This window comes from Lentimicrobium saccharophilum (genome assembly GCF_001192835.1).
Lineage (GTDB): Bacteria > Bacteroidota > Bacteroidia > Bacteroidales > Lentimicrobiaceae > Lentimicrobium > Lentimicrobium saccharophilum.
Genome location: NZ_DF968182.1, coordinates 1,477,610 through 1,494,547 on the forward strand (window position 1 = coordinate 1,477,610; position 16,938 = coordinate 1,494,547).

Here is a 16,938-nt window from a genome sequence, read left to right on the forward strand (position 1 = left end):
ATCCTGCAATTTCCCGCTTGCGTATAGTGCCGGGGTTGGATAATTATCTGGTATTGGCTTTTCTGAAACAAATAATCCCGCTCCGGGTGGGTCGACATAGCCTTGATTATGTTGTTGCTATAAACATACGACCCCGCCGGGGTCGAAGACCAAATTTGCATCGCATTTCTATAGACATACGACCCTTCCAGGGTCGAAAACCATTATACGGAAAAACAATCAAGACTCCGGAGGAGTCATATGTGTATAGAAAACGATAGCAAATAAGATATGCACGGCCCAGCCGGGGTCAAAGACCTGATTTGCATTGCTATTTCTATAGACATACGACCCTACCAGGGTCGAAAATCATTTACGGAAAAACGAATCAGACTCCGGAGGAGTCATATGTGTATAGAAAACGATAGCAAATAAGATATGCACGGCCCCGGAGGGGTCGGATAAGCGGTAAAGATTCTGCAATTTCCCGCTTGCGTATAGTAAAAGATAATTTTTGAGATAAATGCCAACTTCCGGCCCACCTATCGACAGGATAATTGTATGTTATTGCCCTCTCTGTTATACAAGGTTTACCGGCATGTTTATCCTGACTCTTGTTCCGGCGGGGCTCCCTGAGGCATCTGTAAGATCATCAATATCAAGCGAATACCTATGGCGCGACAGGCGGTTCAGCGAGGCGATCCGCTGCTGAATGGTTTGTGTTGCAAAAGATATCCGGTATTTTTGTCTTTCACGCTCCAGTTCGGCAGCCCTGGCACGGCCGATCCCATCATCTGTGATCAGAAATTCAATAAATGACCCGCTCAGGCGGATTTCCACTTTCAGGTTACCTTTTTCTTCCTTGAAGCGCAACCCGTGCTCAATGGCATTTTCCACAAAAGGCTGGACAAGCATGGGCGGAATCAGCAGGGCCGGGGTATCCAGCGCTTCGTCAACATCCATTTCAAAGCTGAATCTGTCCCGGTAACGGAGGATCTGCAGCCTGACGTAGTTTTCGATATTCTCAATCTCCTGATTCAGTGAGATGTACTCTTTCATGGAGCCGTAGAGAATATTCCTCATAAGTTTTGACAGGTGGCTGAGGTAAGTACTGGCCTCGACCGTTGCATGCTCAAGGATCATCCCCTGGATATTGGATAGTGTGTTGAAAATAAAGTGGGGATTTAACTGCGCCCTGAACAGCTTTTGCATCAGCAGATTGCTTTGCTGCTGCTGCCTGATTCTGTATTGCCGGATCAGCAGGCTCACGATAATTATGGCAAGTAAGGTTATTGCAAGGAAGGTAAAGAGCAGCATCCGGGTACGTTCAAGTTTTCCTTCGTTAAGCTGGTGCTGCTGCGATAAAATCTGCAGTTGTTCTTCCTTGCGTTCGGTCTGATACCGGGTATTGAGAGAGATAATCGCCTGCTGATTCAGGATTGTCTCCATTATCTTTGATTTCCGGTTAAATTCTTCCAGCAATGCCAGCGCCTGTTCATGGTTGCCGAGCTTCTTCTGAATCCAGCACATATAGTCCAGGGCCCTGATGGAGATCCGCAGTCCGATTTGTTCGTTGTAGACGGGATTGTTCTGTATCGGATTATACCAGTAATTCTTGCTGACACTATCGTCCAGGGCAACCTTTTTATGCCTGTAAATCCAGTTGCCGCAATCCATCGCTTTTTCCAGATAAGGGAACGCTTCTTCAACCGCAGATTTTTCTGTAAGAATGGTGCCCATATCCAGACAATTCTGACCGATTTCCAGGATATCCCTTTCTCCTCTCTGATGGAATTGCTCAATGGAGTAAAGCACATATTTTTCTGCCGAATCGGGCAGGTTCATTTTCAGGTAACATTGAGCGATGTCGTCGTTGAAGTCGGCAACAAACGACGGCAGCTTTTTAAATATCCCTGGATTATCATTCAGTATACCGTTTCCTTTCCTGAAATAAAACAGTGCGCTGTCAATCTGATTAAGCCCCAGGTGCGCATAGCCGGTCTGATATATCAACACAATGTAATTGGGCAGTGGTATTTTGTTGCTTTGATGGTAAATCGCTGCGCACTGATGAAACAGCGGCAACGCCAGATCGCCCGAGCCGCTGCTCATCAGGGCCCAGCCTCCGCTGATAAATGCCCTGAATCTTGTTTCCGGGTCTTCAACATCTTTGAAAGCCGGGATTGCCTCCTGTGCAACCTTATTGGCAAGGTCATAATTTCCGGAGTAGAAATAAATAAACCATACCTGTGTGATGGCTTCAAATTTGAGCTGCAGATCGTCAAGTTTTCCGGCGAGTCCCAGGGCATCCAGCCCGTAAATCAGCGCATTTAAGTAGTCGCCCCTGAAATAAAAGGCATTCGCAAGCGCAATTTTCCCTTTGCAGCTGTATCGTTTATCTTTGATTTTTTCAGCTATCTGGTTGGCCTGACGGGCAAAATCCAGGCATTTTGCCGAATCCGTCGTGGTATAAAATGATGACAGTTTCAGTAATGCATCCGCTTTCTGCGCCCCTTTAAGCGCCGGCAGCATCAATTCCAGACTATCGAAATTCGCTTTTTCCGTTTTATAAAGCAATTGGGCCCCTGCAGTGAAACAGACAAAGAGGCCCGGAATAAAAAATGCCAGTGATCTGATAATGCTTCGACATGATTTGTTCATACAGGCCGGTTTGGTCAATCCATGTATTTCCTCTCAGGAATAAACTCACTCATCAAGACTGTCGATCATCCGCATAAGCTTATCCCGCTTGCGCGACGCCACCGGTATTTTGTGCCCGCCCGAGAGTACGATGCTTCCTCCCTCGCTGCGGTCGAAACGTTCGATGGCCGAAAGATTGATCAGAAACGACTTGTGCAGGCGGTAAAATCCGCCGGGCGACAGCAACTCTTCAAAATCCTTGATTGATCTGGATGTAAAGATTGATTTTCCATCGCGCAATTTCAATGTGGTGTAGCTACCGTCCGATTCACAGTACAGCAAATCGCCCTGATTGATCAGGTAGATGCTTTCCAGGGTTTTCACCACTATTTTTTTGCCGGCAGATTCATGCGTTGCCAGGTTTGTTTCCAGGGCCCTGAGATTGAATTGCTGTTCGGCTATCATCTGTTTCGACGCCCTTTCAATGGCATTTACCAGGTCATCCGGATCCACAGGTTTAAGCAGATAATCCACCGCGCTGTACCTGAATGCCTGTACCGCGAACTCTTCGTATGCGGTAATAAAGATTAACCTGAAATCAATGTCGTCCAGTTTTCTCAGAAGGTCAAATCCTGTGCCGTCGCCCATTTTTATATCCAACAGCACAAGATCGGGATTATGTTTACGAATGGCCTCATACCCCGACTTAACACCATCGGCTTCACCAACGAGTTTCACGTTGTGGCAGAAATGGGCAATAAGGTTGGCGATGGATTTTCTCACAAAAGATTCGTCATCTATAATGAGTACTCTGACATGTGTATGACCTGCAGCTGTAATCATGATCGTGGATCTGTGGTTTTTCTGAATTTGATGGTGCACCCGTTTAAATTAATGAACCCGGTAAACTTCAGCTCAGGCAGTAAAACACTGTGTATAAGCAAAGTTAGGGAAAAAAAAGGCGTTTTCAAAATCCTTTTTTCAGGGCTGATTCCATGGCCGTTTTAAAGTTTAATCAGTTTACCGGTCGATAACCGGCTATCTGTCTGCAGGCGGAAGGAATAGATCCCCGCCGGCAACGCTTCCATGTCCCATTCAATGCTATGTTCACCAGCCGGCAACATTTCATCCGGCAATACCGCCACTTCACGTCCCAATGCATCATATATCTTCAGTGACAATCGCTGGCATTCCGAAATCCGGAATCCGAAATTCAAAATACCGCCGGTCGGGTTTGGATAAATGTTCACTTCTGTCTGCAGACTGCCCGGCAGGGGAACTCCAACCGATAAACAGGCCTCCTCCACCTCCTCCTCGCTGTTGCAGCCGGGGGCGTTATTTTCAATAGTAACGGTTCCATTTGGCGCTGCCAGGTAATCACAGATACTTTGGACAGCGCAGGAGGATAAGGAAAAATTATCGCTAATGATAAGATCATTAATAGAACTGTCAGCAATATTCTCCAGACCTGTCAAACTGGTCAGGGCATCGTTAACATAAATACTAAGTGTCCAACCGACAGAAGTGAGATTTTCCAATGCGGACAAACTGGTCAGTGCATCATTGGCAGAAATAGAAAGCAATCCCCCTATTGTAATAAGGTTGTCCAGTCCAGAAAGGCTGGTCAGGGCATAGTTATATCCAATAAAAAGATCACCCCCGACCGAAATCACATTATCCAGCCCCTCCAGACTGCTAAGAGAAGGATTAGACCCAAAGTAATTTCCGATAACAAGACTACCCACAATGGAAGTCAATCCCTCCAACCCTGTTAAACTGGTCAGAACATAGTTCTGTAATATTACGAGATCGCCTCCGATATTTGATAACCCCTCCAGCCCTGTGAGGCTGACAAGAGATTGATTTCCACACGAGGATGATCCTATATACAGACTACCACCGATAGAAGTAAGGCCCTCCAGTCCTGATAAACTGACAAGGGCATTGTTACCACAAATAATAAGGTCTCCACCAACTGAGGTCATGCTTTCGAGCCCTGTCAGATTGGACAAGGCATCGTTTCCAGCAATCACCAAGTATCCATCGATGGTCGGGCTCTGCATTCCAGTAAGGCTGGTCAGGGCAGGATTTCCAGAACCAATATTTCCAATCTGCAATCCGCCACCGATGAAAGCCAAGCTTTCCAGTCCTGTCAAACAGGTCATGGCATCGTTACTCCATAAACAAAAATTTCCACCTATAGAGGTCAGGCTTTCCAGTCCGGTCAAATTGGGAAGAGCATTATTTCTATCGATTCTGAATTCTCCCCCGATAGAACTCAGGTTATCCAGACCAGTCAGGCTGGTAAGTAAATAATTCTCATCAGGCCATCCTCCGATGCTGAAATAACCTCCGATTAAATTCAGTACACTCAATCCATTCAGATTATTAATATTAGTACCACGTATGGTAACATCTCCTTCAATCTCCGTACACCCCGGGTAATTGGTCTGGAAATTATCGATCTGTTCCTGGGTGGTGAAGGTGATGCCTTCGGGCAGGCAACCCTGACAGAAGGCAAAGCACTGGCACATAAGAACCACTGCGATGGTCAAGATAAGTTTTTTCATGGCTGCTGGATTTTGATGATCAGTCACAAACCGGGGGCATTCTGCATCCGCACTCCCTCCCGCCGTCCGCAGAGAGGGAGCGGATGCGGGAAGCTATTCAACCTTCACGACTTTGCAGCTCAATAACTTATTTCCTGCTTTCATCCTGACCAGATAAATTCCATCCGGCAGCCTGCCGGCCTGCCAGGTTTTCTGATAGGTGCCGGCGTTCAGCGTTTCATTCACAAGGGTGGTGACCGCCTGCCCCAGCAGGTTGTAGATTGTGACTTCCGCAAAGCAACTTTCAGTGAGAATAAACTCAACGGCAGTGGTTACGGTGAAAGGATTGGGATAGCTCAAAAGTTCCGGGGTGTTTTTGCCGGGATCAATCTTTTCAATTCCGGTAACATACAGCACTGAGCCAAACTCATAAGGTCCCATATCAACAATTGTCCCGTTTACACCTCCATCCCAGATCCGTACATTGCCCAGAAGATCGGTCATGGGCAGGTTGAGTCCGGTAACATCGGGAATCCCGGCGTCAATGCATGGCGATCCTTCCCCCAGCTGGTAGTTCAGCGCCAGTGCATCCATGAAAGCGGGATCGGTTTCCAGGTTGTTTTCATAAACTCCCGAACCAATGCCAAAGGGGCCGATGCCGGCCTGTCCGCCCTCGATGTCGTTGTACCTGAAATTCGCATTGCAATTGCCGGAAGATATGTATACCTGGCTGTTTAGCGGAGCGGTGTTGCCCCAAAAAATATTGTTGATCAGGTCAGGATCTGATTCATAGTAAATTTCAAGTGCGCCGCCTCTGAAATTGGAGTGGTTGTTCACAAAGGTATTGTTGAGCAGGATTGGGTCTGAATAGGTGCTTACTAAAATTGCTCCACCTCCATCTATCGTATTTTTCAGCGATATGTTGCCATAAAACAAACAGTTGGTTATTGCCGGTGAAGAAGCATTATAGCAAACGATCCCTCCGGAATAATTGGCGCGGTTGGAGCTGAATACACAGTTCCTGATTTCCGGGCTACTGGTCCATAATGCGATTGCGCCTCCGCCGGCGGTATATTCACCATTAAACAAAGCACGGTTATGGTGGAAAACGCAGTTCTCAATCATTACATTGTCGTATGCGCGGATAGCAATGGCTCCTCCGCAATTGGTTGGTTCTGACCAGGGCACTGCCTCCGGTGCAAATCCATATTCAAAAATGCAGTGTCTGAAAACGGAAGCCTCATTGGTTATGGCGGTACTGTCGAAAACAAAATGCCCCCAGCCCAGTTCAGGATTTACGGCGGTAAAAATAATGCTTCCGGTATTGCTGGTATCGCCGACGGCCTGGATGGCGCCTTCCACCTTAAAAGTGATTCTGTCAGAGAATTTCACCCATACACCCGGATCAATCACCAATGTCTGCCCATCAGGTATGGTAACATCGCCGCTGACAATGTACGGATGGCCGGCCATAGTCCAGTGGCCTGAAAGATTTCCCGGCTGTATCTGAGTTCCACGGGCAGGTACGGCCACCATCCCGGCTTCGTTGATCTGCCAGAAACCGCCATCCAGCCTTCCATTACCGCTGAAGGTCTGGTTGGCATAGGTTAACAACGTTGTAACGGTTTGAATCTGCCTGTCTTCAATATCCTTAAAAAATGAAGCAGCTACAGCCTGTATTGCTTCCGAACTGTTTTCGGAGGCATTATAAATGGAAGTGACGGCCGATGTTCCCCACCATCCTAGTCCAGGATGATTCACATCCTGCCAGGTTTTAACCGTATCGCACACAAAGCCAAACAAAGGCTCGCCATTAAGCTCACAAGAAATTAATGAATGGTAAAAACTCACTTCGTGAATACCTCCGATAAAACTCCAGTCTTCCCCTTCAATGTCTTCACCGAGGTTGCAAACGTCCATTTTTATTTTCACCTGTTCCGCATTAAAGCCCCTGTATTCAAGCTGCAAAGCGAAATTTTGAAATCCGGAACCATTTTCACCCAACAATCTGGCAAAACAGGCATTGGGGTCGGGGTCAATGTCATCATAATCCCGCGAAGCAATATAGTACAACTGGGTGTCGTGGCCATTGCGTTTGGGTTCCGGGCCGGTGCCGTCGGCATCCCAGCCGGCGAAGCCTTCATGATTTACAGCCAGCCCCTGAAAAGGCAGTTCGGGGTGCCCCTTTGAGATGGTGCAGTTAAAATTATAATACGACCCAATCCTTCCGTTACCGGTGAAATCCTGGGCCTCGCCGAATGTATTCGAGTTCAATTTTAGCTCGCCGGATCCGACATCCTGCATGAAGGCGGCCGCCACTTCCTGAACAGCCGGTGGGCTGAATCCCGATGCATCGAAGGGAAGGAAATAGTTGCTTTCGCAAATAATGAACCCACCGGTTGAAGACCCTATATGAAATATCATATAATTCGCCAGGCCTGTGATCATCAGCTCATCATCGAGATAGATCTTCAGGTCAATCGGATAAAAGTTCATATAATTTTCCGGGCCAAAGGCAAACCAGTCAGCACCCTGCAGATCATCCCCCTGGGAAGCCAGTCCCATTTTTAATTTCAACTGCCCCGGATCATAACCATGAGCTGCAAGCGCCTGGGATAAGACGGGAAAATCACTGCCAATAGCGGTGACATGGGCACCATAATTGCAGTTATTATCCACGTAGTCGCGGGTGGCAGCATAATATAAAAATGTACTATGGCCGTTGCCATAAGGCTCAGGCCCGGAGCCGTCGGCATCCCAGCCTGCAGAGCCTTCGTTCTCACTTATCAGTCCCTCTACCTGAATCTGAGCCTGTATTGAATTGAGAACGATCGGGCATGTCATCAGAATGATCATGCACAGTCTAAGCGTAAATGTCTTTGATTTCATATGTTACTATTTTTACGTTTGTCTTCTAAAATTAACGATGACTTTTTGATGAAATGAATCCGGTTGACGAACGCTGGCATCCGGTTTACGAACGCTTGTATCTGTTTTACCAACGCCCGGCGCCATGAAATTATATAGCTGTAATGTTTATTTATATCATTGAATAGCAGAGCTATATGTTATGAAATTCCAACAGTCAACTTTCTGTGTATAAAAATATTTTTTCAGGCTGTTTCAGGACCGTTGAATCGTTTTTACTTTATCCCGGTTAAGGCATTTGACAATGCTTTAGCGATTAAGTGTCTGCAATCAGCACAATCAGCATTGCACTGAACAAACACTTAACAGGAAATATCCTGATTGAATCAATAGTTCAACCCTGCCGGGCTTCCTGCTTATTAATAAGGGTTTATTTTTCGATCCAAAAAAAGAGGCAACCGTTACGATTGCCTCTCACCATATATTCTTTGGCTACTCAATTCTTTCTGCCGGCCAGCACCCCGCAAAGGTGAAACAACACCCTGGCGCCCACATTGCCGTCCCAGCCATCTTCGCTTGCAGACACTTCGCAAAGATCGAAGCCAATGATTTCTTTACCGGCGGATTTCAATACGTTCAACAGATGCATCAGCTCTTCGTATCCGAGACCGCCGGGCACGGGAGTTCCGGTATTGGGGCAGAGCTTCGGATCAAGTCCGTCGATATCCACCGAAATATGGACTTTCTCAGGCAAGCTTTCCACAATCTCATGACAGAACCTGTCCCAGTTTTCACCTTTATACATGCGCTTTCTGACTTCACGGTCGAAATAGACACTGATCCGCTCAGCATCTGACCGCACATAATTGTTTTCCTGTTCGCAATAATCCCTGATGCCAACCTGAACCAGGCGTGAAACCTGTGGGACAGTTTCCAGGACATTATAGAAAATGGAAGCATGCGAAAAGGTGAATCCTTCGTAGGCTTCGCGCAGATCCATATGGGCGTCGATATGAAGGATGCCGAATTGCTCGTGCAGATCCCCCTGCAGCTGAATATATCCCAGTGGGATGCTGTGGTCGCCGCCGGCAAGTCCCACCAGTTTTCCCTTCTTTATCCAGAATGCGGCCCTTTCCTTAACCCATTCATTCATCCGGGCACAGGCCTCATTCACGCGCTCTTGCTTTTCGGTAAGAATGGAATTCGACGGAATATCCTCCCCTTCTTCAAGGGCGGCAATAATATCCCCTGCCAGTTCCTTTGCCCGCCTTCCGGCCGCGATCAGCTCATCAGGGCAGGTGTCCATGTAAATGCCCCGTTTCCACAACTCAGGGAAGTCGTGGTGATGCAGGTCGATCTGGGCAGAGGCTTCTTTGATGGCGTCAGGTCCCTCGCCGGTACCGGAGCCGAAACTCACCGTGACCTCCCAGGGCACCGGGATGATGATGATATCCGATTGTTCAGCATCGAAAGGCAGTCCGAACAAACCGCCTTCAGCCGCGGCGGGCGCATTTGGATCAAAGGTATCAATGATTTCCTGCTTGGTCATATGCGGTGATTTAGCTTTAACTCAGCCGCAAAGTTAATCATTATCCCCGGAAGGACTTGCCTGCAATGATGATCTAACCTGAACCTGCGCGTTTGCAGGTTATTCGTTAAACGATACGTTGCAATGCCCCTGCCGGTGTGGATGTTCCGGACGGTACCAGCATTTGCCTGAACCAGGATATGACGGCTTTTTTACACCTGACAGGTTAGAAGAAAACCTGTTAGGTGGATTCCGGGACCGGCTGGCGACGACATTTCGCCCCCGCACACTAAAAACTATCTTTCATTCTTTCATTCTTTCATCCTCTCATCCTCTAATCCCTAATTCTCCTTGTCTGTTCGTCAAAACCGCCAACCAAGCCTGAAATCAAGAAAATCAGCCACATGCCGGTGGGCCATCAGGCTGACGCCGGCTTCAAGGTGTTTGCCCAGCGGATGTGTGAGGCTGTATCGTTGGTAAACCGGATCGGCGGCTTTGTAAGAATCATAAAGATAGACTCCGAAAGCCTGGCTGAAGACAAATCGTCCGAGCAGGAACCCGTGTCCCAGCATCAGTCCGGCCCGGCAGGGATCGGCCTCACTCAGCGGATTGCGGCGGATTTCTTCGCCATCGGAACCATCGTAAAGTAACAGGGTTCCGGCTCCAAGCCTGCTCAAGCGGCTTACCCTGTAATTGACCCAGGCCTCCATACCTAATACCGGATATTTCTTCAATTCTTCATGATTCAGTTGCCTGGCCGTCCCGAAAAGGTAAACGTTTCTTTGTACCCGCTGCATGTCTGTCTGCTTCCAATCGGATACTTCACGTTGCGGAAAGCGTGGAGGTTGTCTGAAAAAATCCAGTCCGAGCGCAATTGTCGGCCAGTTGATGCCCTTGTTGGGCTCGCGCAGGCCTCCGTTGGAAATATGATTGTATAGGATACCGAAGTTCAGCAATGTTCCCTGTGAAATCCGGTAATCGAGCACGGTGCCGAGCAACAGCGGGAAAGCGACATGGGTGCTGTAAGAAAAATTAAAAGGGTTTGTAACCGGGTTGTAGGGATGCGAAAGCCATGCAAATCCGACACCAGCCCTGATTGAGAAAGAGAACCGTTTACGGGCCCCGAAAACCGGCTCAATAAATGCAATGGCTGATACACCGCGACCAAGTATCTCAGGTTTGTCGAAATCCCAGAGTCCGAGGATCACGCCGGATTTCGGATAACAATTGCATGCATCCCGGGCCTGCCCGGTAGCCGTGTGCCGGCCAAGGGTAAGTTCAAGACCCAGCGGATAGGCTTTGCCGATATCTTTGATGGCCCTGCTGTGGATGATCATGGAGCCGTAATGAACCCGGGCGCCTGCATAGAAAAACTTTTCCGCGGCAAGCGTATCAGCCCCCGGCACTGACTGGCAGTATGCAGCAATCCCGTGAAATGAAAAAAGTAAGGCAATTGTAAAAACAAGTCTTCCGGGTATCATTGGTTACATGCTGTTTTTTCAAAGTTACAAATCTTCCCGGCAACACCGATTTTCGCTAATTTCGCGGCGCTAAAAATCTCAGGCAATGAGAACCATACTGCTGCTGATTGCATCCAATATTTTCATGACCTTCGCCTGGTACGGCCACCTCAAATTCAAGGAAGCCGCCCTGTGGAAAGTAATCCTGGTAAGCTGGGGCATTGCATTGTTCGAATATATGCTGATGGTTCCCGCCAACCGCTACGGACATGGCACCTTCTCGGTCGCCCAACTCAAAACCATTCAGGAGGTAATTACCCTGATCGTTTTCGGTGCATTTTCAGTGCTGTTCCTGAAGGAGCCTATGAAATGGAATTACCTGGTGGGATTCGGGTTTATCGTGATGGCGGTGTTTTTTATTTTTAAGGAATGGTGATTTAAGGTTCAAAGATTAAAAGATTCAAGGATTCAAGGATTCAAAAAATCAATCCCGCAAGTGCGGGACAAAGATTCAATTCCACTTGTGCGGGTATAGGTTTCAAAAAATAATCTGTGGTTTTTTGTACTTCCGTGCTTTAGTGGCAGATTAATTCGTGCATTCGAACATTCTTACATTCGTGCATTCGTGGCATATCAGATTCAAAGATTCAAAGATTAGCTCCCACCGACGTTAGCGGGGAACTCCCTCCGGTCGATTCAAGGATTAAAAAAATATTCTTTGAATTTTTGTGTTTCCGTGCTTTGGTGGCAGATTAATTCGTGCATTCGAACATTCTTACATTCGTGCATTCGAACATTCTTACATTCGTGCATTCGTGGCATATCAGATTCAAAGATTCAAAGATTAGCTTCCACCGACGTTAGCGGGGAACTCCCTTCGGTCTATTCAAGGTTTCAAATATTCTTTGAATTTTTGTGTTTCCGTGCTTTAGTGGCAGATTAATTCGTGCATTCGAACATTCTTATATTCGTGCATTCGTGGCATATCAGATTCAAAGATTCAAAGATTAGCTCCCACCGCCGTTAATGGGAAACTCCCTTCGGTCGGTTCAGAAATTCAACCCATTCAGTGCAGGGCATTATTTACCCCTGCCCTGGGCTACGATCAGCATGGTATAGATCAGGATTTTAAAGTCCATGGCCAGGGACATATTTTCGATGTAAAGGATATCGAATTTCAGGCGTTCCACCATCTGGTCCACATTTTCGGCATAGCCATATTTTACCTGACCCCATGAAGTGATGCCGGGTTTTACTTTCTGCAGCAATCGGTAATGGGGCGCGCGCTGAATGATCTGGTCGATAAAATACTGCCTTTCAGGCCGGGGGCCGACCAGGGACATATCGCCTTTGAGTACGGACCAGAACTGGGGAATCTCATCGAGCCTGACTTTCCGGAGAAACCGGCCGAAAGGGGTAATCCGCGGATCGTGTTTCGAGGAAAGCTGGGGCACTCCGCCCTTCTCGGCATCCACATACATACTCCTGAACTTTACCATATTAAAAGGCTTCCCGTGCAGACCGATACGCGGTTGCCTGTAAAAAACCGGGCCTTTCGAAGTAAGCTTTATGCCTATGGCCACCCCGAGATAAGCAGGGATTAAAATAATCATGGCAATGATGGATGCCACAATGTCAATGATGCGTTTAAGCGATTGCTGCCAGGCCGGCATAAGATCCGGTGAGATCTGAAGCAGCGGCGTGTGAAAGATCGAGGTTGATTTCAGGGTTCCCAAAAGGTAGTCCTGCATATCAGGAATCACTTTGATCACCACATTGGTATCTTCAACCTCCGTAATGATCTGCTCTATTGTCTTTACCTCCGAGCGCTCAATGGCTATCACAACTTCTTCCACGCTGTAGTCTTTTATCACCTGTTTCAAATCACTGATCTGGCCGAGATGCTTCAGAAATTTCTCAAGCTTATAATCTTTGTAAGGAGCTGCATTCACAAAACCCACAAAGCGGTTTCCGCTTGATTTTTCCTGATTTTCAATCTCGTTATAAATTGATATGGCATTCCCGTTGCTTCCGACAATGATGGTGTTGAATCCGATAAGTTTATGATGGATTTTATAGGCGGTTATTGAGGTGAGTATCAGGCGCAGCAGGTAGGTAGGGACAAAGTGCAGGGCAAAAAGCACCAGCACCGACTGATAGTAATTCTTATATGAAACGATGGTATCGTCAAGAATCAGGGCAAAAAACAGGATCATCACGCCGATAACGGTGATCAGCAGGGTCTGTCCCAGTTCTCTCAGGCGGGATTTCCGGTAAATCCGCCGGTAGGTTCCCATCATCACATACAGGCACAACCAGAAGAGGGGAATAAAAACCAATCCGTACAAGAGGTTGGAATCCTGATAGATAACTTCCGGGTATTCAAATACATTGGGATCAGCGGCATACTTCCGGTAAACGAAAAAGGCTCCCCAGGCCAGCAAGGCTGAAATGAAATCTGCAATGACGTAACGTGCGACCTGTAGTTTTTTATTCATTTCGCAGTATTAAAATATATCAGTTTCAGGTTATCAAGATAAATACCGGCCTGTTCCATGCCTTCATCCGTCTGTGCCCCGAAGAATATCCTGAAGTCAGTTGCATTCGGGGTATCATACTTGGGAACCGTAAGGTTAACGTATACTTTATTCCAGTTTTCACTTTTATTGAGAATCAGCAAAGGGCGCTGCACCTGCATCCCTGAAGAAAGGTAAAAAACGCCTACAACCAGCGCGTTATCAGTTTTGTAGTTCATCTCCAGAAATACTTCGGAGCCGGCAGCCGGAAAGTCGTAGGCTTCACTGGTTACAGCCTCAAATATAGAGGTATCTGCCGGCAGGTGCACAAATCCCGAGTACTCGCCCGGCTCTCCGGTCATGTTAAAACGCAATGCCGGATCGTTGGTCCGCTGCAACCTCACCGTGCTTTTAGCGGTCGTGTCGAGCGTCATGCTGCTCAGCTCAAAACTCTCCATCCATGGGAACAATACACCCTGACGGTATGAAGTAACTGTATCTGTGACCTGGATTACACTGTCCCTGACCAGGACAATATCTTTAACGATCGGGGCAAAATAAGGATATATGGCCCTGGTGCCTGAGATGCCGTTCAGCTTGATGCCCGGCCTTATGGTGACCTTCTTCAGGCCTTCCGAGAGGATAGGGACGGTTGCCGGCAGTTCAAAGGCACCGATCAGGGTTTCATCCACATACACCCACGCATCCGTGATCTTGTGCGAAGCGGTTCCCTGCTCATACTGCGTATTTAAACCGATTTTTTCAATAAAGAGATAAGATGGCACCAACGAAGCATCATCCTTCTTTTCACAACCCCCTGAGAGAATGGCTATAAATACAAACAGAAATAATAACCTGGCTATTGGTAATTTTCCCCTCATAAATTCCCGGTTTTCGCTGGCTTTACCTTATGCAGGAATGAACGCTTATGGCATGCAATTATTGCCTGCATTGCTGATTTTAAAAAAAATTTTTTTCGGAATTTTAAATCCTTTCCGGATCAGATCAGGTTTGCTGCACTGTTCATCTTACCGATGATCCTGTATGCCAGGTCCAGCGCGGCATAGCCATCGTTGATGGTAACCGGCGGAGATGTGTTGTTATTGATCGCATCGGCAAAACTTTCAAGCTCTGTCTGTATGGCATTCAGCGGCTTCACTTCGGGCTGGTCAAACAATATCTGTTTGGGCAGTTTGCCGGGGCCCAGATCAAGGATCATGGCCAGGGGATCGGCAGTGGCAGGATCCACCCCACGCATACGGATAATCTCTGTCTTTTTATCCAGAAAATCAACGGCAATGTAAGCATCCCGCTGAAAGAACCTTGATTTCCTCATGTTCTTCATCGATATCCGGCTGGCAGTCAGATTCGCCACGCAGCCATTGTCGAATTCGATGCGTGCATTGGCAATATCCGGCGTATCGCTCACCACTGCCACACCGCTGGCACTCACTTTCCGGATATTTGCCTTCACAATGCTGAGCACGATATCCAGGTCATGGATCATCAGGTCAAGGATTACCGGTACATCGGTGCCCCTGGGATTAAACTGGGCCAGGCGATGGGTCTCTATAAACATAGGATTTTCGATATATGGGGATGCCGCGATAAAAGCGGGATTGAACCGCTCTACATGCCCCACCTGAACCTTCACGCCGGCTTCTTCCGCCAGGTCAATCAACAGGCGCGCTTCCTCCGGAGTGGTAACCACCGGTTTTTCAATAAACACGTGCCTGAATTTTTTCAGTGCTTTTGAAGCGCAGTCGAAATGCGACAGGGTCGGAGTCACAATATCCACCACATCTACCTGGTCGATCAGTTCATCGATGGTGTCGAATGATTTCACCGATAAATCTTTTTCCACCTTACGGGCGTTCTCCGCATCGGCATCGTAAAAACCGACAAGTTCATACCTGTCCGTCTGTTTGATACATTTCAGGTGAATTTTTCCCAGGTGCCCTGCACCCAACACGCCGATTTTAAGCATATTCAGAAGTTGAGAATGATGAATTAGTAAAACCCTGCGAAATTAGTAATTTTGGCCACAATTTATCATAAGCGGGGCAATTCGATGAGCGGGAATAAATTTACCGACACATTCCGTCATAAAGGACTGAGAAAGAAACTGACAGAGACCGTAAGGCAAAAAGGAATATCTGATGAAAACGTACTCAGGGCAATGGAGGCTGTCCCCCGTCACTGGTTTTTCGACAGCGGGTTTCTGGAGTTTGCATACGAAGACAAGGCCTTCCCCATAGCTGCCGGACAAACCATCTCACAACCCTTTACCGTTGCTTTTCAAACCCAGCTGCTGCAGGTTAAGAAAGGGGATAAAATTCTGGAAGTCGGCACCGGCTCAGGCTATCAGGCCAGTATTCTCTACCAGATGGGCGCCAAGGTATTCTCGGTGGAGAGGCAGCGTGCCCTGTATTCAAAAGCAAAGGAGATGCTCCCGGCTGCTGGTTACCTGATCAAAACATTCTTCGGCGACGGCTACAAAGGTCTGCCCGCTTTTGCCCCTTTCGATAAGATTATCGTGACTGCCGGCGCCCCCTATATCCCCGACGCCCTGAAAGAACAGCTGAAACCGGGCGGAATCCTCGTTATCCCTGTAGATGACGACGACTACCAGATTATGACCTCCGTTAAAAGAAATGCCGACGGCTCTTTCGAAACCATGCAGCACGGCAGGTTCAGGTTTGTTCCCCTGCTGGGGGATAAAGCGCATGATTAAGGTTCAGGGATTTGAGGATTTGAGGATTTGAGGATTTGAGGATTTGAGGATTTGAGAATTTGAAAATTTAAGGATTCATCTCATCTGTTGTCCGTGGCACGCGTCTAAAGACGCGCGCTAACTGGATTCCATGATTCTCTGTTTTCTTTGTAATCCCAGTAACGTAAGGCAGTGCGAAAAAATTTCAGCATTCGCAAAAGCGACCTTCTGGTTTTCGTAAGCTATATCATCTTATAAAACTAAAACAGCTAACCTTGGTACTACAGAAAAACAGGCAGTCGTGTTGCGAATGCGAGGCCCCGCGGCCTGAGCGGATAAAAATAAGAAAGTCAACAGTTTGTGCTGACATCATTAGGCATTGATTGGAATATCAGTAGAAAGAAGACCTGACAAGTTGAAGCGCATCTGCATGGAAAATCACTCATTCCCAACGGATTACCTTTTCTTTAGTTCCTGTACTTTTGGCTTGATCCAAAAGTACCAAAAGATCAAGGCTTTCCAAAAATGGCTGAAAACAGGCGAGCGTTTGGGCAGGAAGAAACGAAGGTTGTTACAATTTCACCCTACTGAATACCGATGTACAAAAATCTCCCGTGCATCGCCAGCCATCATCGCAGGCGTTTCTTCTCTATTTTTTCGCTGCCTGTTTTCTTAACGCCATTTT

At 47.4% G+C, this 16,938-nt stretch carries 11 protein-coding genes; 2 read left to right on the top strand and 9 right to left on the bottom strand.

The genetic code is table 11. From position 1 onward, the window contains the following. Positions 1-558: 558 nt before the first annotated feature. The 6 genes from TBC1_RS05565 to TBC1_RS05590 all read right to left on the bottom strand — a co-directional run bounded on the left by TBC1_RS05565 (position 559) and on the right by TBC1_RS05590 (position 11,045). Positions 559-2,640: a histidine kinase gene (locus TBC1_RS05565; protein ID WP_062039612.1), complete on the bottom strand. Its 2,082-nt coding sequence runs from the start codon at positions 2,638-2,640 to the stop codon at positions 559-561. A 45-nt stretch (positions 2,641-2,685) separates the two neighbouring features. After that, positions 2,686-3,462 (bottom strand): LytR/AlgR family response regulator transcription factor, encoded by a 777-nt coding sequence (locus TBC1_RS05570; RefSeq protein ID WP_062039614.1) that lies wholly within the window; start codon positions 3,460-3,462, stop codon positions 2,686-2,688. Between the two features lie 161 nt (positions 3,463-3,623). Continuing rightward, on the bottom strand, positions 3,624-5,189 hold the full coding sequence (locus TBC1_RS05575) for a T9SS type A sorting domain-containing protein (RefSeq protein ID WP_062039616.1): 1,566 nt from the start codon (positions 5,187-5,189) through the stop codon (positions 3,624-3,626). A 93-nt stretch (positions 5,190-5,282) separates the two neighbouring features. After that, positions 5,283-8,057 (bottom strand): right-handed parallel beta-helix repeat-containing protein, encoded by a 2,775-nt coding sequence (locus TBC1_RS05580; RefSeq protein ID WP_082189492.1) that lies wholly within the window; start codon positions 8,055-8,057, stop codon positions 5,283-5,285. A 475-nt stretch (positions 8,058-8,532) separates the two neighbouring features. Further along, on the bottom strand, positions 8,533-9,585 hold the full coding sequence (locus tag TBC1_RS05585; protein WP_062039620.1) for an agmatinase family protein: 1,053 nt from the start codon (positions 9,583-9,585) through the stop codon (positions 8,533-8,535). Positions 9,586-9,926: 341 nt separating this feature from the next. Then, on the bottom strand, positions 9,927-11,045 hold the full coding sequence (locus tag TBC1_RS05590) for an acyloxyacyl hydrolase (protein ID WP_062039621.1): 1,119 nt from the start codon (positions 11,043-11,045) through the stop codon (positions 9,927-9,929). A gap of 85 nt (positions 11,046-11,130) precedes the next feature. Here TBC1_RS05590 and TBC1_RS05595 point away from each other — a divergent pair, with 85 nt between their 5' ends. Beyond that, complete coding sequence (locus TBC1_RS05595; RefSeq protein ID WP_062039623.1) at positions 11,131-11,460, top strand: DMT family protein; 330 nt, start codon at positions 11,131-11,133, stop codon at positions 11,458-11,460. A 643-nt stretch (positions 11,461-12,103) separates the two neighbouring features. On the opposite strand, the gene TBC1_RS05600 is transcribed toward TBC1_RS05595, so the two are convergent. From TBC1_RS05600 to TBC1_RS05615, 3 genes are all read right to left on the bottom strand, one after another. After that, a complete protein-coding gene (locus tag TBC1_RS05600; RefSeq protein WP_062039625.1) occupies positions 12,104-13,522 on the bottom strand; it encodes a sugar transferase in 1,419 nt (472 codons plus the stop codon). Continuing rightward, positions 13,519-14,421, bottom strand: coding sequence for a hypothetical protein (locus TBC1_RS05605; protein ID WP_137305461.1), 903 nt, complete (start codon positions 14,419-14,421; stop codon positions 13,519-13,521). Before TBC1_RS05605 ends, TBC1_RS05600 begins: the two co-directional genes overlap by 4 nt. A 119-nt stretch (positions 14,422-14,540) precedes the next feature. After that, positions 14,541-15,527, bottom strand: a complete 987-nt coding sequence (locus tag TBC1_RS05615; RefSeq protein WP_062039631.1) for a Gfo/Idh/MocA family protein — start codon at positions 15,525-15,527, stop codon at positions 14,541-14,543. A gap of 84 nt (positions 15,528-15,611) precedes the next feature. On the opposite strand from TBC1_RS05615, the gene TBC1_RS05620 reads away from it, so the two are divergent. Next, positions 15,612-16,274 (top strand): protein-L-isoaspartate(D-aspartate) O-methyltransferase, encoded by a 663-nt coding sequence (locus tag TBC1_RS05620; RefSeq protein ID WP_062042809.1) that lies wholly within the window; start codon positions 15,612-15,614, stop codon positions 16,272-16,274. The last annotated feature ends 664 nt before the right edge of the window (positions 16,275-16,938 follow it).